Here is a 17944-nt window from a genome sequence, read left to right as displayed (position 1 = left end):
ACCTTACTTTTTCGCAAGATAGCACCCAAATGAATGCGTTATGATATACTATTTACAGTCGGAGGTAACGCTATGGATCATTCGTTTTTGCACACAAAAAAAATAATGCTCGTGGACGACGAGCCGGATTTACTCAAATTAGTTACAAATATCTTAACGGACGATGGTTTTGAAAATATCGTCATCGCTGCTTCTGTTAAAGAAGGTATTGCAGCCAGCAGAAATGAAAAACCTGATTTAGCAATTTTGGATGTCATGTTGCCGGATGGGGATGGTTTTTTGCTCATGGAACAAATGCGCTCGTTTACTGATGTTCCAATTATTTTTCTTACAGCCAAAGACGAAGCTACGGACAAGTTGGCAGGCTTAGGTCTCGGCGCAGATGATTATATTGCAAAACCATTTATGCCGGAGGAATTATTATTGCGGGTTTATGCAGTCTTGCGCCGTTGCTATAAAGAGGATGCCCTACTGTTGAAGTTAGACAGTTGTACAATTGATTTCAGTCGCGCAGAGGTAAACAGGAGCGGTGAAGTCATTCCTTTAACAGCAAAAGAACATACTTTGCTTGAAGCACTCGCCCGGAATGAGGGGAAAATTGTCACTGTGGATGCGCTTTGCGAAGCTCTTTGGGGGGATAATCCTTTTGGGTATGAAAACAGTCTAAATGCCCATGTACGGCGTATAAGGGAAAAGATAGAAACAGACCCGTCAAAACCTGTTGCCCTTATTACGATCAAGGGATTAGGCTACAAATTGAATACAAGGAAGTGACGCGATGAAATCATTCGGAAGGTATATATCTAAGCACCTGGTATCTTTTGCAGGCTTTATTCTTGTGTTGCTGCTTATCAATGTTATTACCTTTGGATGGACTTTTCATAGCGTTATTAAAAAGGACTATGGGGCGATATCACCTAATAATATGTTGGAAGAAGTTGCCGCAGCGTCTACATTGGAGGGACTATCAGATGAAGCCCGCAATAAATTGGAAAGCAATCATATTTGGGCTATTTTCCTCAATGCAGCAGGAGAAACCATGTGGTCTGTTAATGCCCCGGAGAACATTCCGGCGCACTATACCGTTCAGGATGTCTCTATATTTTCAAGGGGCTATCTTGAAGATTATCCTGTTTTTGTTTGGAATACCGATAGCGGATTACTGGTATTGGGCTATCCGAAAGACAGCTATACCAAACTCACAAGCAATTATTTTTCGATTCAAGCAATTAGAACCCTGCCGCTTTATTTTTCAGGAATGTTAGCGGTTGATCTGCTTCTGCTGTTTTTCGCTTACCATTTGTCGAAACAGAAAATCATCAAGAGTACAGAGCCGATTATTTCATCCATTGAAACACTCTCAAATGGTAAGACGGTATCGCTTTCCATACGCGGGGGGCTTTCTGAGGTGGCTGAAAGCGTGAATAAAGCATCGCAGATATTAAGCAGGCAGAATGAAGCGCGTGCCGATTGGATCAGCGGTGTTTCCCATGACATACGGACACCTCTTTCTATGATTATGGGGTATGCTGGGCGTATCGCAGACAGTAGTGTTGCAGACAGTTCTATTAAGGAACAGGCGGAAATTATTCGGAACCAAAGTGTTAAGATTAAAGATCTGGTACAGGATTTGAATTTGGTATCACAGTTGGAATATGAAATGCAGCCGTTACACAAAGAGCCGGTTAGAGTATCAAAGTTGCTGCGTTCCTATGTGGCAGAATTATTCAATACAGGTATTTCCGATATTTATTCCATTGAAATTGAAATCACTCCTGCTGCTGAAACAGCCGCAATTAACTGTGACCCCCGCTTAATCTCGCGGGCTGTAAACAATTTAGTACAGAATAGTATGAAACACAATCTGCAAGGCTGTCATGTCAAGCTATCCATTGATTGCTCCGATACTTCCCTTATCCTTATTATCGCTGATAATGGTATTGGATTATCGGCTGAAAAGCTGCAAGAATTAGAGGAAAAACCTCATTATATGAAAAGCACTGATGAAAGGCTGGATTTGAGACATGGCTTAGGGCTGCTGCTTGTCCGGCAGATTGTGGATGCCCATGAGGGAACAATGCAGATAAAGAGTGTTGCTAATCATGGATTTACAACAACCCTGACCTTTCAAAAATGAGCAGCTTATTATGGCAAAACCAAGAAAAAGTGCGTGAAAAGCAGTCATTATCAAGACAATGCGAAATGCAAATTGTTTATATCGTCAATCCAAACGATAACAGAGAATTTTAATAATATGTTGGAGGAATTAGAAAATGAATGATTGGTTTACAATGGATCAGATAGACAAAGAAACGTATATTATTAGTGAGTACCGTCATTGGGAGGAAACGCATTGCTATTTGCTTAACGGTTCTGAGCGTAGCCTTTTGATTGATACAGGACTTGGTATTTGCAATATTTACGACGAGGTAATCAAGTTGACTGATAGGCGGGTTACCGCTGTGGCAACTCATATTCACTGGGATCATATTGGTGGTCATAAAGATTTTTCGGATTTTTTCGCTCATGAGGATGAACTAAACTGGCTGAATGGAAAATTCCCGCTGTCCATTGAACAAATCAAGGACATGGTAGTAGATCGCTGCGATCTGCCACAGGGGTATAATGTGGACAATTACGAGTTTTTTCAGGGTATGCCTACAAGGGTTCTGAAGGATAATGATGTAATTGACATTGGCGGGCGTACCTTAAAGGTGCTGCATACACCCGGTCATTCACCTGGTCATATGTGCTTTTATGAGCAAGAACGTGGTTATCTTTTCACTGGTGATCTGGTTTACAAGGATACTTTGTTTGCTTATTACCCATCTACTGACCCGGAGGCATATCTAAAATCAATCGAACGAGTTGCAGCACTGCCGGTAAAACGAGTTTTCCCGGCACATCACAACTTGGATATTCAACCGGAAATACTTAACAGGATGCAGAATGCTTTTCAGCAGCTAAAAATTGAGGGAAAACTGCATCACGGTAGTGGAACGTTTGATTACAAAGATTTTGCTATCTGGCTATAATATTAGTACTTGTTAGGAAGTTTAACCGACACGGCAGTTTTGTGTTAAGTCAAACGGGACAAACGGTGCCTGTGTAACCTTCGAAAAACTAAATGATTCAAGAAAAAGTGAAATAGTGCTAACTCAGCTTGTAAAACACGTTGAAAATATTGATCGAATTTTGTGAATCAGTCGAATTAGTATCCTTTTTCATATGAGAACCGAATGGTTTTGCAAGTAGCTTTATAGATAATTCATTTTCTTCTCGGTTTTAACTGCCAAAACAGTATAAATAGCATCATTAATTTTAGTCTTCTCCACAATGTCGAAGCCAATGGTTAACAATATTTTTTCGAGTTCCTCTGATTTAATACGAATGGACATGGGCGGGCCTTCTATAATCAAATCGTCCTTTTCATATTCAAGACATAATAAGTGTCCGCCGACGGATAGCACTTCAAATATTTTGGTGAGCGCTATCGTCAGTGACTTTACTTCGTGAAGGATTAGAGAAGCCATAACAAAATCAATGTTGTCATTTTGAAGACTTAAATTCTCAATAGTCTCTTGAAGCGGTTCAATGTTATGAAGTCCTTTTTCTTTCGCTTTGGCTTCTATGACACTGAGCATGCGTTTGTCAGGGTCCATGGCATAGACTTTATTGATTGTCCGCTTTGCCATCGGAATCGTAAAAAATCCTGAACCAGCGCCCACATCAAGTAGCGTCTGGTTGTTATGAATGGGCATTTGATTTATAAGAACTTCTGGTGGGATGAGACGCTCTCTTTGCTGGCTATCTAAAAAAGCCATTTTGGTTAAAAATTTTTGATCCTGTTGGTTGTGGTTATGATTCATAATAAAACCTCCTATAAAATATAATTCAGACTGTATTTATCTGTGATTGCGTTAAAAAAAATGAGCAGTTAAAACTGCATGAGTTTCTAGCTCATCTTTTAGACAATGTTGTAAAACCGTTTTTCTTTAAGATCGTTCACCATTTTCGCTTCAGCGTCTCTCATAACCTTTTCGATTGGGCATGCACGGTTCTCGTCCATTTCACAAGTGAAAAGAGCGCCACTGCCTTCAATGGCTTGAATGACGTCATAGAAGCTAATTTCAGTCTTAGGTTTTCTAAGACTATAGCCACCATTTACGCCAGCAGTAGACTGAATAAGGTCAGCCTTTACTAATTGGGTTAGTATCTTGGACAGGTAGGTAGGTGATATATTCATATGACTCGCTAATGGCTGAAGACTAAAATTGTTCTTGCCTTCTTGCTTAATGAAATAGGCCATTATATGCAAAGCATAATTCGTTGCTTTCGTATATTTCATAATTATTCCTCCATAAAGAAAATACAGACTGTATTTGTCTTTGATTATACGCAACAAGTTTAGAAATGTCAATAACCTTTTTAATAAGCGCATAATTAATAGTCGATTCTTCAAAATTATCGGTTGATTCTTAAGCCTTTTTGTAGTTTAATGTAGTTGACTAAAAAGTAGATAGGAGATTAAAAATGGCAAAAAATTGGTATCCCGTTATTGATTATGATTCTTGCGTTAGTTGTGGCAGCTGCACTGCGAAATGCACCCATGATGTATATGATAAGAAGAAAGCGCCAGCTGCCCATGTTGTTTACCCGGAGGGGTGTGTTGACCAGTGTCATGGATGCGGTAATTTGTGTCCCAATGGATCAATTACCTATTTCGGTGATGAGACTGGTTGGGTATCGCCAAACCTGTAAGCTTGGGATTTTCAAACACTTGTCGCTAGCGATCGTACAAACGTACAAACGGTGCCTGTGAAACCTCCGAAAAAGTCGGATTCGAAAAATAATATGAATCATCTATAAAGCTACTTGTAAAATTATTCGGTTTTCAAACGAATTCTGTCTATCAGGAAATCATAGATTCTCAGTTTTATCGGGAGGAGAAAGCGGCATGAAAAAGAAAAATACTGAAAGTGTGGGCTTTAAAGGCAAAATTGTTCAAAAAACCAAAAATATGTGGGGGACGATTAAGCGGTTCGCGGCTTATCTTTAAAAAGCGGTTTCATGATTACTTTGGCGGCTATCTCGACAATTGCAGCTACAGTGATGCAGGTATACAGCAAGCTGGAAATTCGATTCTGTCAATGAGGATATGGTGAAAACCGGAAACCACAAGGAACTCATGGGCATGAACGCACCTACACGGACATTTATAACAGCCAATTTGCGCAAACAAAAATAGCTTGAGAAATGCTGCAATTTAGTCAACGAACATGAGTGAATAAATATGAGCCAGAGTTTTTAGGTCAACTTAAACAACAACTTCCAAAACATTGTTGACGAGGATACAATATATTAATATAATGTTGTTGAAATGTCAAAGAGTGGGAGGATAGTTCATGAACAAAGAAGAACAGGCCATGATGGGTTTATGGGACATATTTAAAAAGAAAATGTGGCTGGATAGTTATAAGATGAAAGACAGTCTTATGGGTTATAATCCTTCTGAAATACATTGTATCGCTTATATCGGAGATGATGAAGCTTCCAACGTGACAAAGCTGGCGGAGTCCTTTAATATGACCAGAGGTGCCATAAGTAAACTAACAAAGAAGCTCGTAAAAAAAGGGCTTATAGAAAGTTATCAGAAGCCGGATAACAAGAAAGAAGTCTATTTTAGACTCACCGAGCAAGGGAAAATGATTTGCAACATCCATAAAGAAATGCACAGAGAGTTTGAGAATAGAGATCAACCCTTTTTTGAACAGATAACCGAGGAACAGATTGATGTTATACTCGGCTTCGCGGAAAAGTATAATATGCATTTGGACGCGGAAATAAAGAAACTGGGTGTAGATATGAAGTCTGATAACCTATAGTTTTGCAGGTTCTCATTGAAATACATTAAGGAATATGAAATCATTGGCAGTCCATCTTATCGAAGATGGGCTGTATTTTTTTGCGTCTTAAGATTTGCGCACTTTACTGCCGCTATTAATGTTGACAAGGAAACAATAAAGTGATATGATGGTTATGTTGACAGGGAAACAATAATTTCGTTGCGAGATGAGACACTATAATGAATACACAATCTATGGAACAAGCGGGAAGCAAACCCGATCTGCAAGGAGGTAAAAGCATGAATATAATTGGAATTATCGCAAGTCAGCGTAAAGAAGGCAACACCGCCTTTATTGTAAACAAAATACTCGAAGGTGCGAAGGAACAGGGTACCGAAACGAGTACCTTTGGTTTCAGTGATCTTGATATCAAACCGTGCTGCGGTTGTTGGGCCTGCCACAAGAGTGATCAGGGGTGTGTTATCAAGGATGACATGCAGAAAATTTATGACGCGCTTGAACATGCCGAAGCCATTGTTTTAGGCTTACCGATTTACATGGGGCAGATGAGCGCCCAGGGGAAGATATTCACCGACAGGCTGTTTGCCCGATTTTCTCCGCGCTTCTCTCCGTTTTTCAAAGAAAACGCCGTAAAGCAAAAGCTGATTCTTTCGTTTAATCAGGGGAATCCAGATGCCGGCCTGTTCAAGGTCTACACTGATTATACGAAACACATGTTTGAGGTATTGGAGTTCGATGTTACAGCGTTACCGATTGTTACCGATTTGCGAAGCAAACCGGCGCATGAAAGAGAAGATCTCCGAACTGGATTAAAGGAATTTGGTTCAACGTTAGGATTGGAAGGACACCAGAAATAGTATGGAGGAAAACACAGTACGCTAATGGTGATGGCCTCACTTATATTGTTGATATATCCACTGATACAAGGAAATAGCTTGAGCTGGCCTGTTTGGACATATGTTTCAATGGTAGTTGCGGTCATCGTTGTTATCCTTTTTGTTGCCTATGAGAAGCACCGTATAAAACTAAATAAATCTCCATTAATCGCACTGAACCTTTTCCGATTTAAGAGCTTTACTGGAGGGATATCGGTATATACCATATTTATGATTGCTATGAGCGGCTATTTTCTCATTTTTACCTTTTACTTGCAGATGGGGTTAGGTTTTACGGCTTTGTATGCGGCGTTGACCGCATTGCCGTTTTCGCTCATGGTTCCAGTAATGGCAGTGATTTCGGTCATGAAATTGGCACCTAAGTTTGGTCGGAAGGTCGTCGTATTAGGGTTAATCCTGTGTGCAATTGGTATCGCAGGCGTAGAATCTGTGCTGCACGGAGCCCGTGCTTCTCTTAGTAATTGGCAGTTGCTCCCCGTACTCCTCATCGCTGGCGCGGGCATGGGTATGTTGGTATCATCTCTTACTGATTTTAGTCTTTCACAAGTTCCTGAGCAGGATGCAGGATCGGCTTCCGGTATTTTGAGTATGATGCAGCAAGTTGGTAGCAGTATCGGTATTGCTATTCTCGGTACGATTTTTTTCGGCGCTGTTGGAAATTCATCGGGAATTGCCGGATTTGTTATGGGCATTAGATATGCACTTTGGTCTGCTGTCGGTATTTTTATTTTAATGGTACCACTTGTTTTCTTACTCCCCCAAAAGACGCACCAACATACGGACACGCTGTAATAATGGGCTTGATCAAAACTGTAATGAAGGGGGTATATTTTACTATCTCATCTGTTCTTTTTTGACTGGACGAACAAGAACGTGCCAATTACCAACCAAACCACCGTCAGCGTAACAATCGTGGCAAAGTTCACAGCGGGGTTGAACAGCACCTCGCTCGTTAATTCCGGTGTCCCGGTATAGACGACAGCACGCCCGCAGAAAGGTAAATAAGCGGCGAAAGCGCAAGAACTTTAAGTAGCTGCACCAGACCAATCGTACTTCCCATGATAAGTCCTACAATCAGTGTGCCGGCAAGGCCGACGACGGCTGCGAAGGTTGTGATCCGAATATTTTTCCAATGACGATGGAATAGCAGAATATTGGAGAAATCATCATCTCTTGTGTAAAGTTTGTCTGACGATCCTCGATACAAGCCCCAATGTTGTAATCATAAACAGCTTCTAGTTCTGATATTGAACTACAATATGGTTTTCGTTGATATAGGGTAGTCCCATATTTAACAAACGGTGCCTGTGAAACCTCCGAAAAACCACTTAACTTATTGAGCTGGAAGGTTTAGAAATAGAGAATAGAGACGATTTGGGTTTTTCGGGACTCGGGTCGTCTTTTTTAGTTTTTTGAAGTGGCTGGAAAATCTGGAGGAATCTGTCTGGAAAAGTGTTTGTATCAAATCGCACCATTTTAAATCTGCTGGGACGGATGGTTATCAGTAGAATATTTTTTTCGCTCGACGGATAATACTTTCGAAAACGATGTAACTTTGTGCTAGAATATTATTAATTCAAAAATTCTACATTTTTATTTTACAATCAACAATAGAAAGTGTATTCTACTGTTGAGGTTGCAATGATAGAAGCTTATTGGAATGTTGGCAAACAGATATATGAAACACAAGGTGAAAATGAATGTGCAGAGTATGGAAAAGGTTTATTGAAATTTTTATCTGAAAAATTGACTGCGGAATTTGGTAAGGGATATATTGTGATGAATTTAAAATATATGCGTCAATTTTATAATGCTTTTCCAAAACGTCACGCACTGCGTGACCAATTAAGTTGGACACATTATAGAATGCTATTAAAGGTTGGAAATGATGCAGCTCGAATGTTCTATTTAGACGAATACGCGAAATCAAATTGAAGTACAAGATAACTTGAGCGACAAATAAATAGCTTTTATTATCAGAGGTTGTTATCTAGCCAAGACAAAGATAGCGTACGAAATGAAATTCAAATACTGGAAAAAGGAATTGATGCTAAAGATATTATTCGAGATCCATATGTACTTGAATTTTCAGGATTAGATCAAACACCGGTTATACATTCAAAACAACTAAATTAAATTTGTTGGAGGCAAAAGTATGAAAACGCTTAATAAACGAATAGCGGCGTATACTCAGCAGTTACGGCTGGGTGAAATCCAAATTGCATACAAAGGGATATTGGAGTTTATGGGTAAATTAAGAGCAAATTTTATCAAAAAATATCCCCATTACGATGTCAGCAACATCTATCAGGGATATTTGGATATGTCCTATTTTTCTTTGAGTACGAAGCCACTAAAAGAAAAAGGTTTAAAAATTGCGATTGTGTATTTACATGAAAAAGGGAGCTTTGAAGTATGGCTTTCGGCTCGGAACCGCGATATTGCCAAAGCGCATTTATCGATACTTAATAGTCTTTTAGCGGAAATAAATGCCTTTCATGATGAAAATAATCAGGATGCAATCGTAGAATGCATATTGACAGGTACACCTGATTTTGAAGATCAGGCTCAATTAATTAATACGATTGAGCATGGTGTCGAGAAATTTGTTGCTGCGATAATCAATCGTATATAATAAAAAGTCTATGTTGACTATGCACGATAAGGTGAATGTGCAAACGGAGGGAATATGAAAAAAATACAATTCTCAATCGAAATAAATGCAGCTAAAGCAAGAGTGTGGGAAACGCTGTGGGAAGATATAACATTCCGTGACTGGGCAAATATTATTGATGAAGGCACATATATGAAGGGCGTAATGAAAGAAGGAAATGAAATTCAATTTATATCATCGGTAAGTGGTTACGGTGTGACAGATCTGGTAGAGAAACTTAATCCGAATGAGTTTGTATTATTCAGGCACGGTGCAGACACAAAAGAAAGTGGACAGCAGGAACGCGAAAAAGAGTGGACAGGAGGGACAGAGAGTTATTCCCTTACCGAAAAAAACGGCGTTACGACATTAATTGTTAAAACCGATGTTCCAAAAGAACAGGAAGAAACATTTAATATCCGGTTTCCCAGAGCTCTGAAGCGTATAAAAACGCTAGCGGAAAAAATAAAATCTAATACCAATAAATAATTATCATGGTGCAGTTTATAAATAGTTTACCGATAATTTCATGCTTATACTTTCATTAGCCTTCTTATTGATACCGGCCTCGGTATTTGCAATATTTAAGACGAAGTGATAAAGTTGACAAACAAGCCGATTGCCGCTGTGGCAACTCCTGTTCACTGGGGTCGTATCGGCGGTCATAAGGATTTTTCGGCTTTTTACGCTCATGAGGATGAACTAAACTGGCCCATCTACGACTAGGTAAAGATAATCGATTGGAGATTAAAATGTATAAAATTAGTGAATTAACGGTAGCGGATTATCTGACAAAAATGTCAGTTTGTGATTTTCCGGGACCGGCAGCGGGCAGTGCGGCAGCAACAGCAGCGGCGATGGCAGCAGCGCTGCTGGAAATGTCCTGTGATGGCAGTCTCAGAAAAAGTGGGGATAACCCATTACTGATGGAATCCATTGCGATCGGTGCCGAGCTTCGCCAGGCTTGTCTGATGCTGGCTGATGTGGATATGATGGCCTATGGACAAGTTATCGCAGATGCAAAGAATAAGGCGGGTGACTGGGAAGCTTATGAAACCGCGATGAAAGGAGCCACCGAACCGTTTATTCAGATTCTCAGGCATTGTCACAGCCTGCTTGATCAGATCGAAAAAGTGATCAAAGGCAGTTTTTCAAGAGTACTGGGGGATCTGGTTGGCGGGGCCTATCTTGCTGAGGCGGCTGCGGCAGCATCAAAATCGGGCGTTGATGTCAATCTGAGGCTGATTCATGATGAAGCGTTTCAAAACCGATATCAGGCTGAAGCGAACGCCCTTTATCGGGCCTGTGCCAGTCTGAAAACCGAAATTTTGGACCAGGTCTTTTCGTCGCCGCAGGGCATCCATCCCGATGCAAAAGCGGTGTTGGATTTCTGGTTCGATCCCCAAAATCAGCCTTTCTGGTTTCAGAAGAATGAAGCCTTCGACTTGGCAATTAGAACAAATTTTTATGATCACTGGGTTGCCGGTTGCAATGGTCTTTTAGCAGACTGGCGGGACACCGTCGCAGGACGGCTGGCCGAGATTATTTTGCTGGATCAGTTTTCCAGAAATCTAAACCGTGACAATCCCAAGGCTTTTGCTCAGGATGGAATGGCCCTGGTGTTGTCTCAGGAAGCCATTCGTCATCCTGATTTTAACCGATTGCCTCAGGCTTGGCAGCGGTTTATGCTAATGCCGTTTATGCATTCGGAAGCGGCGGACATCCATCAAGTAGCGCTGCCGCTTTTTGAAGCGCTGGGCGATCCGGCAACCCTGGAATATGAAATAAAGCACCAGCAGATCATTGATCAGTTTGGCCATTTCCCGCATCGTAATGAGATCCTGAAGCGGGAATCCACTACGGCGGAAATAGAATTTTTAAAACAACCGAGCAGCAGTTTTTAAAATTATGTTCGATGACATTTTGCACCACATTACCGAGGGCACGAAGCAAATGGTCTTTCTGAATCCGCGCAGCCCTCTAAAGACTGTTTTGGGTGTGCAGGCAAATCCGCACAAAAAGACTTTGAGAATCCGTTAAAGTAAAACGAAAGGAATGGTTATACGTGGACAAAGTAATTAAGATTAGGAATGAAGAAGAATCCGATTATGAGAAAGTAGAAAAAATCACAAGGAGATCATTTTGGAATTTATACATTCCGGGGTGTGATGAACACTATTTAGTGCATGTTATGCGATCCCACAAAGACTTTCTGCCGGAGTTGGATCTGGTGATTGAAGTTGATAATCAGATCATTGGGAATATCATGTATACGAAAACAAAACTAATTGATGCGTCTGGGGAAGAAAAAGACATCCTTACGTTCGGTCCAGTTTGCATTTTGCCAGAGTATCAGAGAATGGGATATGGAAAAAAACTAATGGATTATTCCTTTGAACAGGCTGCTGCACTTGGTTATGATGTGATTGTAATATTTGGGAATCCGAATAATTATGTAAGCCGCGGCTTTAAAAGTTGCAAAAAGTATAATATCTGTCTTGAAAACGGAACATATCCGACGGCAATGATGGTAAAAGAACTTAAACCGGAAGTCTTGGACGGAAGAAAATGGGTTTACTATCAAAGTCCTGTATTTGAGATAGATGAACAAGAAGCTGAGCGCTTTGACGCGGGATTGGAAAGCCTGGAGAAAAAATATCAGCCCGGTCAGGAAGCATTTTTTATTCTCAGCCATTCGATTATCCAGTGAGTTTGCTTGTAGTTAAACATTATTGCAATTTTAAAAAAAAGAAAACATGCTAAAAGGAGAAAAAATGATAGTTTCATCAATTAAAAGCCAGTATACCGGTACATCATATCAGAAAGCGGTTAACAAAAACAACACGATGACCGCCTCGGGGGTAAGTTTTTCGGAAGCCTTTTCACAGGCTGCTGATTCGCTTGAAAAGACAATTCAATCAAATATCTCTACCAGTTCAGAGAAGAGAGAGTTAACACGAACTGAGATGCTGAGCATCATTCAAGATAAAATACGTGAAATGAAAACAAAATTAGAAAATGACGAAACTGAGCTGACTTACCAGATCGGCAGTCGAACCTTTACTGAGAAAGAATGGGAAAATCTGATTCATAATGTTGATAAGGCGTTGGAGCAGGATAAGAACAAAGTAGAAAGTGAAAAGAAAAATGAAAAGAAAGATGTCAACGAAATAAATCCGAATGATAAAGAGAAAACAGTAAAGCGCAACGATGACACGGAGCTTGACAGTCTGATTACCTTGCTTCTGCATGAGGAATAGCCGTTCTGGTAACAGAACAAGGAATTCTTAAGGCGTGACCTGAACTGTCCTTAGAAAAGTGAGATCAGCTATTGAAGGAATGGGACATGATATACCTAAGGGAACATGGAAATGTATAGTCGAAGCTATTGCGCCTCAGGTAAAGGACATCGCTCATTTATGTTAAACAAAACGTCCCCATGTCATGAACGTGACATCGGCTGATCCGGTTGAGAAAAGGAGGTAAGCATGGAAATAAAAAAAGTCGCCATCATTGGTTTGGGTGCCCTGGGGATTCTTTTCGGAGACCAGATTGCCCAAAAAATCGGGGACGATTTGACCATCATCGCTGATGAAAAGCGGATTAAAAACTATCAGAATAATGGCGTATCCTGTAATGGGGTACCCTGCCGGTTTCACTATAAAACCCCGGAACAGGCGCAAAAAGCCGATCTGATTATTTTTGCGGTTAAAATAAATGGGTTAAGCGATGCCATCGAGGCCGTCCGGCCGTGTGTCGGACCGGATACCCTGATGCTGTCGCTATTAAATGGAATTACCAGTGAAGCTATTATTGGGGAAGCCTTTGGGGAAGAAAATCTGATCTGGTCCTGTGCCCAGGGGATGGACACCCTTAAATCAGGCAATGCCCTGAGTTATACCAATGCCGGGATGATCTGTTTTGGCAATCGGGCGGATGATCAACCCGCTGAGAAAGTAATGCGGGTGGAGCGGTTTTTTAATCGGACGGGCATCGCCTATCAGATCGATAACCGGATGGACCGCAAAATATGGTCTAAGTTTATGTTAAACGTCGGGGTTAATCAGGTGGTTTCAGTTTATGGCCAGAACTTTGGTAGCGTTAAGAAACCCGGTAAAGCACGGGACTTGATGATTGCCGCCATGGCCGAGGTCATTCCGGTGGCGAAGCAGGAAGGGGTGGCACTGGATGAGGCGGATATCACCTACTGGCTGGGCGTGGTGGATGCCCTGAGTGATACCGGAAAGCCTTCCATGCGGCAGGATATCGAAGCCAAACGCCCCAGCGAGGTGGCACTTTTCTCCGGAACGGTGGTGGCACTTGGGCAAAAGCATGGGATCAAGACCCCGGTAAATGCCATGCTCTATGACAACATCATGGCCATTGAAAAGGGCTATGTTTAATGGTGCGGCTGAATTTCTCAGCCGCTTAACCCATCCCCCTTGTTGGGAATAATGTTTTCTAAATAAAGTTCAACAGGAGTATCAAGCTAATGTATAATTTTAGTGAATTACGGGTTCTTTTTATTAGGGATGCTTTTTCTGGTGTTGTTATTTGGTCTTGCCGATAGGTTTATAAGCGATTTGGAGGTTAACGGTTATGATAGATATCCTATTTAGCGATAGTGCTTGTGGAAGTCTTAAAATAGCTCAGCATTTTGGTGAAGGAAAATACCCGGTTGGGTGTATGAGCATTATTGTAAGTCATACCGATGGAAGTAAGCCAAGTAAAGAGGAAATTGAAACGGCCAGGAAGGAAGCTGAGGAAAAGGCACGCATGGCGTGGGATAATGCGACTCCCTTGGATGGAAAAACATCAGATATCTATGGGTTCAATTTGTTGCTGAGCATCGGAGATATTTCAGAAAATCGGCTCGGTATCAAGCGGAAACAGGTCTTGGAACACTTATTTAGTGTTTATCCGAATGATCAGGAGCATCAGGTTGCGAAAGAAATAGTTAATAGGGCAATTGAAGATTTGAAGACAGTTCGTGAGCGCGCGGCAAAGGGAGAAACTTTCCGGGTCTGGTATAGTAATCAGCCCGATGATATGTGTGGGCTTTACTGGTTTATGAGTCAGTTAAATCAGTGGAACGTAAACGATGGACAAGTTGTGATTGTAAAACTTCCCGAATGTGAATGTGACGGGAATGGAAATGTTGTGCAGAAAAATAGCTGGGCTGAAGTAGCTCCAGAAGAATGGTATCAGTATTTTGCTTTTCAAAAGACGGTGTCATCCGTATTTATTCAATGTTGTGCATCTCATTGGCAGGCGCTTCAAGCAGAGAACACGCCTTTGCGAGCCGTACTTAATGGCCAGTTGGTTAGTATGTCTGAAAAACTCTATGATGATTTTATCCGTTGCGAAATTGAAGCTGAAGACGAAAAATTTCATGAAGCTATGATTGTTGGACGTGTGCTCGGTAAATACCAACTTGGGATTTCTGATTCATGGGTTGCATTACGCATAGAAGAAATGATCAAGGACAGAAAACTAGAAACGGTGACTTGGGGTGACAAAGATATGCCATTCTATCATCGAGTATTGAAAAAGGTTACTCACTGACGATCCCCCCAGGAGTATGACAGTAGAGCAAAATCATCATCAATGTAAAAGAAATAAAAAGTAGATATTATCAAAAAAAAGAGAGGGGTAAATGGCCAACAAAATTCTAACCAAAAAGTTCTTTCGGGATAATCCCTGTTTGAAAAATACTGTACAGCAGTTTGTTTATAGCTATCTTCTATATGATGGGATTGAGGATGTAGCGAATGAAATGATAATAAAAAACGGACTTTTAAGCAATGAACGCCTTGAACATATTAGGCAAGAGAATGAGCATATAAAGTCAGAACAAAACCCCGAAGCGATCTTTCAGCTTTTTCCTAAGAAAATAGATGCGATGAATCAGGTTGAGCTAATTAGTAAGGCTTTGGCGTTTGATGAAGTGATCTTCCCGATGGTGATCGAAAAACTGTTGCGCAGTAATCATCATATTTTTATTGAAAATTCAATGCGTTTTCTTGCTAAAAGTCAAAGAAATAGTTCGCTATTGCTGCAGGAAAAATATTTTGAGATCCGGAGTCCTTATGTGCAGTCATTAATTTGTCTTATTATTGGATTGAGAGGGGAAGAAGGCTGCATTTCATGGATGATGGACCGATTCTTTGAAATGAAAAAGCTGTACCCAAACGAAACGTATGCGGAGGGTCCCTTGATCGCACTGCACGAACTTAATTGTCGATTTTCATAAAAAAAGTAAATCCTTGCCGGTCATGGAGCTGCCCGTGACGCAGAAGGAAAAACCGATGGCTCAAGATGGTTTCGCTAAACTGGTCTTCACAAAAAGAGGATTAGCAAACGGATTAAGTTCTTTAAAAAGTATTATTTATAATATGACGTTATGCTGTCATATTTAAGAGGTTACAATATAATTAAAAATGCAGGGAGAAATGAAGATGGCCAGACCAACAACTAAGCCCAGCTTGATGGTGGGAGCAGATAATAAGTATTAAAAACTAAGCAGAGCGTTTTTGATACCTCTTAGCCAAACGTGAGTGTAACCACCCCACCAGAATCGCCGTTGCGCAGTTCGAGTTGCCCTGCGTGTGTTTTTACGACGCGTGCGGCAAACCAGAGGCCAAGGCCATTGTGTCCATCGGCACCACGCGCTGCGTCACCACGCCATAGGCGCTCGGTTGCATGGTGTAGTGCCGCCTTGCTAAAGCCGGAGCCTTCATCACAGACAGTGACTTGCCAGCCGCCATCGACCATGCGGCCTTCCAAATAGACGTTTTTACCCGCCTGGGTATGCTCAATGGCATTTTGCACCACATTGCCGAGGGCGCGAAGTAAATGGTCTTTCTGAATCCGCGCAGCACCCTCTAGACCGTTTTGGGTGTGCAGGCAAATCCTCTTGGCTTCGGCAGTGGCCATTGTGCGCTGGCAAAGCTCGTCAAACATGGCGGGCAGGCTGGTGTTTTCAAAGGCCTCATCCGCACCGGCGGCGGTTTCTAACAGACTGGCAACATACTGTTTGGCGCGGTCGTTACTGGCCACAATTGTTGCCACCATTTTGCGGCTGCTCTCAGACAGTTCTTCATCCAGGAGAAGTTCGGCGTTACCTCCCACTAGGGTGAGCGGGGTTTTTAGATCATGCGTGAGGGCTGCTATTTCCGCCTCGCGCTCTTGCTGCGCCGCCCATTGGGCGGACAGGGAGCTGTACAAGGCTTCCTTCATATGTTCCATCGCACCGAGCGCCTGGTCAAACTCCCGGATGCCCGCGTGGGGAATTGCAAAATCGAGCTCCTGCGCGCCGACCTTCTCGCTTACCTCACCAAACAGCTTCAGCTTGGTGGCGAGACGCCGCCGGAGCCACAGGGTGTTAAACAGCAGACAAAGCACACAGGCCCCACCAAGTGTGGCCAGCCACAGGTATTCAAAGGGCGGCAGGATGTCGCGTAGCATCGGGTTGACAAACTCGGCCCGGTAATACCAGTGAAAGATTACGGTGCTACCATCCGCGTAGGTGTGCTGCGAAACATCGATGCTGTCGGTATTCTCCTGTAAAACCCCGGTCAGGACGGCCAGTTTCTTACCTTCCACATTGCTTTCCAACATGTCGCCGTTCTGGCCAAACAAAGCGTACTCAGCCAAAAAATCGTCACCCGGAGAGACAAAGGTTTTTGGTTCTCCGGCCAGCATTTGCTCCACCTGTTGGTTGGAGACGTATCCCTGGTAAATAACGTCGGTGCTTTGAAGCCACCCAAAGTAGCTATGCCATATCAGGAAGCATAACAGCATATCGCCAAGCATAACAATGGCAAAACGCAAAAGTACAAAGGAAAGGCTTACAGAACGCTGTTTTTTCGCCATTTGTAGCCCACCCCCCAAACGGTTTCGATGGGGCTGATGTTGTCGGCTTTCAGCTTGGCCCGGATATTTTTGATGTGCTCCGCAACGGCCGACGGATCGCCCTCAGCTTCAAAGCCGAAAACCGCTTTATATAATTGCTCTTTGGTAAACACCTGTCCGGCGTGCAGGGCAAGATGCTCACAGATCGCGTATTCGCCCCTGGTAAAGGGCAGTGTGTGTTCGCCCGCGATGGCCACTTTTGCCTGCATATCAAAGCGCACACCGCCTCGGCTCAGGGTGTGGGTCGGTTGACGTACCTCCCGCCGCAGATGGGCGTTTACCCGGGCGCGCAGCTCCGCAAGACTGAAGGGCTTTTTAATGTAATCGTCGGCACCCAGACCAAAGCCCTGGACAAGGGCCGCCTCTTCCGCCTTAGCGGTTAGAAACAGGATCGGGCAATCCACCTCGGCACGGATCCGGCGGCACAGGGAGAAGCCATCCTCGCCGGGCATCATTACATCGAGCAGCAGCAGATCGTACTGCTGGCACCGGGCAGGCTGTACGGCGAGGGCATCCGCTTCGGTGTCGATCAGGTGGCCGTCCTTTTCCAGGGCAGCACGCACCAGGGACAGCATATCAAGATCATCATCGACCACTAACACTTTCGACATCAT

General features: G+C 42.5%; 20 protein-coding genes and 1 pseudogene. 17 read left to right on the top strand and 4 right to left on the bottom strand.

Annotated features, from left to right (window positions below; genetic code table 11):
• Positions 1 to 72: 72 nt before the first annotated feature.
• The 3 genes from ACIZ62_RS18845 (at position 73) to ACIZ62_RS18835 (ending at position 3035) form a co-directional block, all read left to right on the top strand.
• Positions 73 to 774, top strand: coding sequence for a response regulator transcription factor (locus ACIZ62_RS18845; RefSeq protein WP_414150946.1), 702 nt, complete (start codon positions 73 to 75; stop codon positions 772 to 774).
• 4 nt (positions 775 to 778) lie between these two features.
• Complete coding sequence (locus tag ACIZ62_RS18840; protein WP_414150945.1) at positions 779 to 2137, top strand: sensor histidine kinase; 1359 nt, start codon at positions 779 to 781, stop codon at positions 2135 to 2137.
• Positions 2138 to 2273: 136 nt separating this feature from the next.
• Positions 2274 to 3035, top strand: coding sequence for an MBL fold metallo-hydrolase (locus ACIZ62_RS18835; protein WP_414150944.1), 762 nt, complete (start codon positions 2274 to 2276; stop codon positions 3033 to 3035).
• 222 nt (positions 3036 to 3257) lie between these two features.
• On the opposite strand, the gene ACIZ62_RS18830 is transcribed toward ACIZ62_RS18835, so the two are convergent.
• Entirely contained in the window at positions 3258 to 3869 is a 612-nt protein-coding gene (locus ACIZ62_RS18830; protein WP_414150943.1) for a class I SAM-dependent methyltransferase, read from the bottom strand.
• 98 nt (positions 3870 to 3967) lie between these two features.
• On the bottom strand, positions 3968 to 4348 hold the full coding sequence (locus ACIZ62_RS18825; RefSeq protein WP_414150942.1) for an RrF2 family transcriptional regulator: 381 nt from the start codon (positions 4346 to 4348) through the stop codon (positions 3968 to 3970).
• A 185-nt stretch (positions 4349 to 4533) separates the two neighbouring features.
• Here ACIZ62_RS18825 and ACIZ62_RS18820 point away from each other — a divergent pair, with 185 nt between their 5' ends.
• From ACIZ62_RS18820 to ACIZ62_RS18755, 14 genes and pseudogenes are all read left to right on the top strand, one after another.
• On the top strand, positions 4534 to 4761 hold the full coding sequence (locus tag ACIZ62_RS18820; RefSeq protein WP_414150941.1) for a ferredoxin family protein: 228 nt from the start codon (positions 4534 to 4536) through the stop codon (positions 4759 to 4761).
• 644 nt (positions 4762 to 5405) lie between these two features.
• Positions 5406 to 5885 (top strand): MarR family transcriptional regulator, encoded by a 480-nt coding sequence (locus ACIZ62_RS18815; protein WP_414150940.1) that lies wholly within the window; start codon positions 5406 to 5408, stop codon positions 5883 to 5885.
• Positions 5886 to 6145: 260 nt separating this feature from the next.
• Positions 6146 to 6724 carry a flavodoxin family protein gene (locus ACIZ62_RS18810; protein ID WP_414150939.1) on the top strand — a complete coding sequence of 193 codons (579 nt, stop codon included), beginning with the start codon at positions 6146 to 6148 and terminating at the stop codon, positions 6722 to 6724.
• 24 nt (positions 6725 to 6748) lie between these two features.
• The gene (locus ACIZ62_RS18805; RefSeq protein WP_414150938.1) at positions 6749 to 7555 is read left to right on the top strand and encodes an MFS transporter; all 807 of its coding nucleotides are present in this window, start codon (positions 6749 to 6751) and stop codon (positions 7553 to 7555) included.
• Positions 7556 to 8380: 825 nt separating this feature from the next.
• A complete protein-coding gene (locus tag ACIZ62_RS18800; protein WP_414150937.1) occupies positions 8381 to 8698 on the top strand; it encodes a DUF1016 N-terminal domain-containing protein in 318 nt (105 codons plus the stop codon).
• Positions 8699 to 8918: 220 nt separating this feature from the next.
• Positions 8919 to 9398, top strand: a complete 480-nt coding sequence (locus ACIZ62_RS18795; RefSeq protein ID WP_414150936.1) for a DUF7000 family protein — start codon at positions 8919 to 8921, stop codon at positions 9396 to 9398.
• 54 nt (positions 9399 to 9452) lie between these two features.
• Positions 9453 to 9905 carry a hypothetical protein gene (locus ACIZ62_RS18790; protein ID WP_414150935.1) on the top strand — a complete coding sequence of 151 codons (453 nt, stop codon included), beginning with the start codon at positions 9453 to 9455 and terminating at the stop codon, positions 9903 to 9905.
• 54 nt (positions 9906 to 9959) lie between these two features.
• Positions 9960 to 10127, top strand: a pseudogene (locus ACIZ62_RS18785) (MBL fold metallo-hydrolase); the annotation flags it as partial.
• A gap of 41 nt (positions 10128 to 10168) precedes the next feature.
• On the top strand, positions 10169 to 11320 hold the full coding sequence (locus ACIZ62_RS18780; RefSeq protein WP_414150934.1) for a DUF924 family protein: 1152 nt from the start codon (positions 10169 to 10171) through the stop codon (positions 11318 to 11320).
• A gap of 161 nt (positions 11321 to 11481) precedes the next feature.
• Positions 11482 to 12126: a GNAT family N-acetyltransferase gene (locus tag ACIZ62_RS18775; protein ID WP_414150933.1), complete on the top strand. Its 645-nt coding sequence runs from the start codon at positions 11482 to 11484 to the stop codon at positions 12124 to 12126.
• Positions 12127 to 12190: 64 nt separating this feature from the next.
• The gene (locus ACIZ62_RS18770; protein ID WP_414150932.1) at positions 12191 to 12676 is read left to right on the top strand and encodes a hypothetical protein; all 486 of its coding nucleotides are present in this window, start codon (positions 12191 to 12193) and stop codon (positions 12674 to 12676) included.
• A gap of 228 nt (positions 12677 to 12904) precedes the next feature.
• The gene (locus tag ACIZ62_RS18765; protein ID WP_414150931.1) at positions 12905 to 13819 is read left to right on the top strand and encodes a ketopantoate reductase family protein; all 915 of its coding nucleotides are present in this window, start codon (positions 12905 to 12907) and stop codon (positions 13817 to 13819) included.
• 196 nt (positions 13820 to 14015) lie between these two features.
• The gene (locus tag ACIZ62_RS18760) at positions 14016 to 14981 is read left to right on the top strand and encodes a DUF3658 domain-containing protein (protein ID WP_414150930.1); all 966 of its coding nucleotides are present in this window, start codon (positions 14016 to 14018) and stop codon (positions 14979 to 14981) included.
• Between the two features lie 91 nt (positions 14982 to 15072).
• Positions 15073 to 15669, top strand: a complete 597-nt coding sequence (locus tag ACIZ62_RS18755) for a hypothetical protein (RefSeq protein ID WP_414150929.1) — start codon at positions 15073 to 15075, stop codon at positions 15667 to 15669.
• 290 nt (positions 15670 to 15959) lie between these two features.
• Here ACIZ62_RS18755 and ACIZ62_RS18750 read toward each other — a convergent pair whose 3' ends face one another.
• Entirely contained in the window at positions 15960 to 17291 is a 1332-nt protein-coding gene (locus ACIZ62_RS18750) for a sensor histidine kinase (RefSeq protein WP_414150928.1), read from the bottom strand.
• Positions 17267 to 17941 (bottom strand): response regulator transcription factor, encoded by a 675-nt coding sequence (locus tag ACIZ62_RS18745; RefSeq protein WP_414151881.1) that lies wholly within the window; start codon positions 17939 to 17941, stop codon positions 17267 to 17269. Before ACIZ62_RS18745 ends, ACIZ62_RS18750 begins: the two co-directional genes overlap by 25 nt.
• Positions 17942 to 17944: the final 3 nt, after the last annotated feature.

This window comes from Acetobacterium carbinolicum (assembly GCF_047456275.1).
Lineage (GTDB): Bacteria > Bacillota > Clostridia > Eubacteriales > Eubacteriaceae > Acetobacterium > Acetobacterium carbinolicum.
Note: the sequence above shows the minus strand (reverse complement) of the source record. Positions and strands in the feature narration are given on the sequence as shown.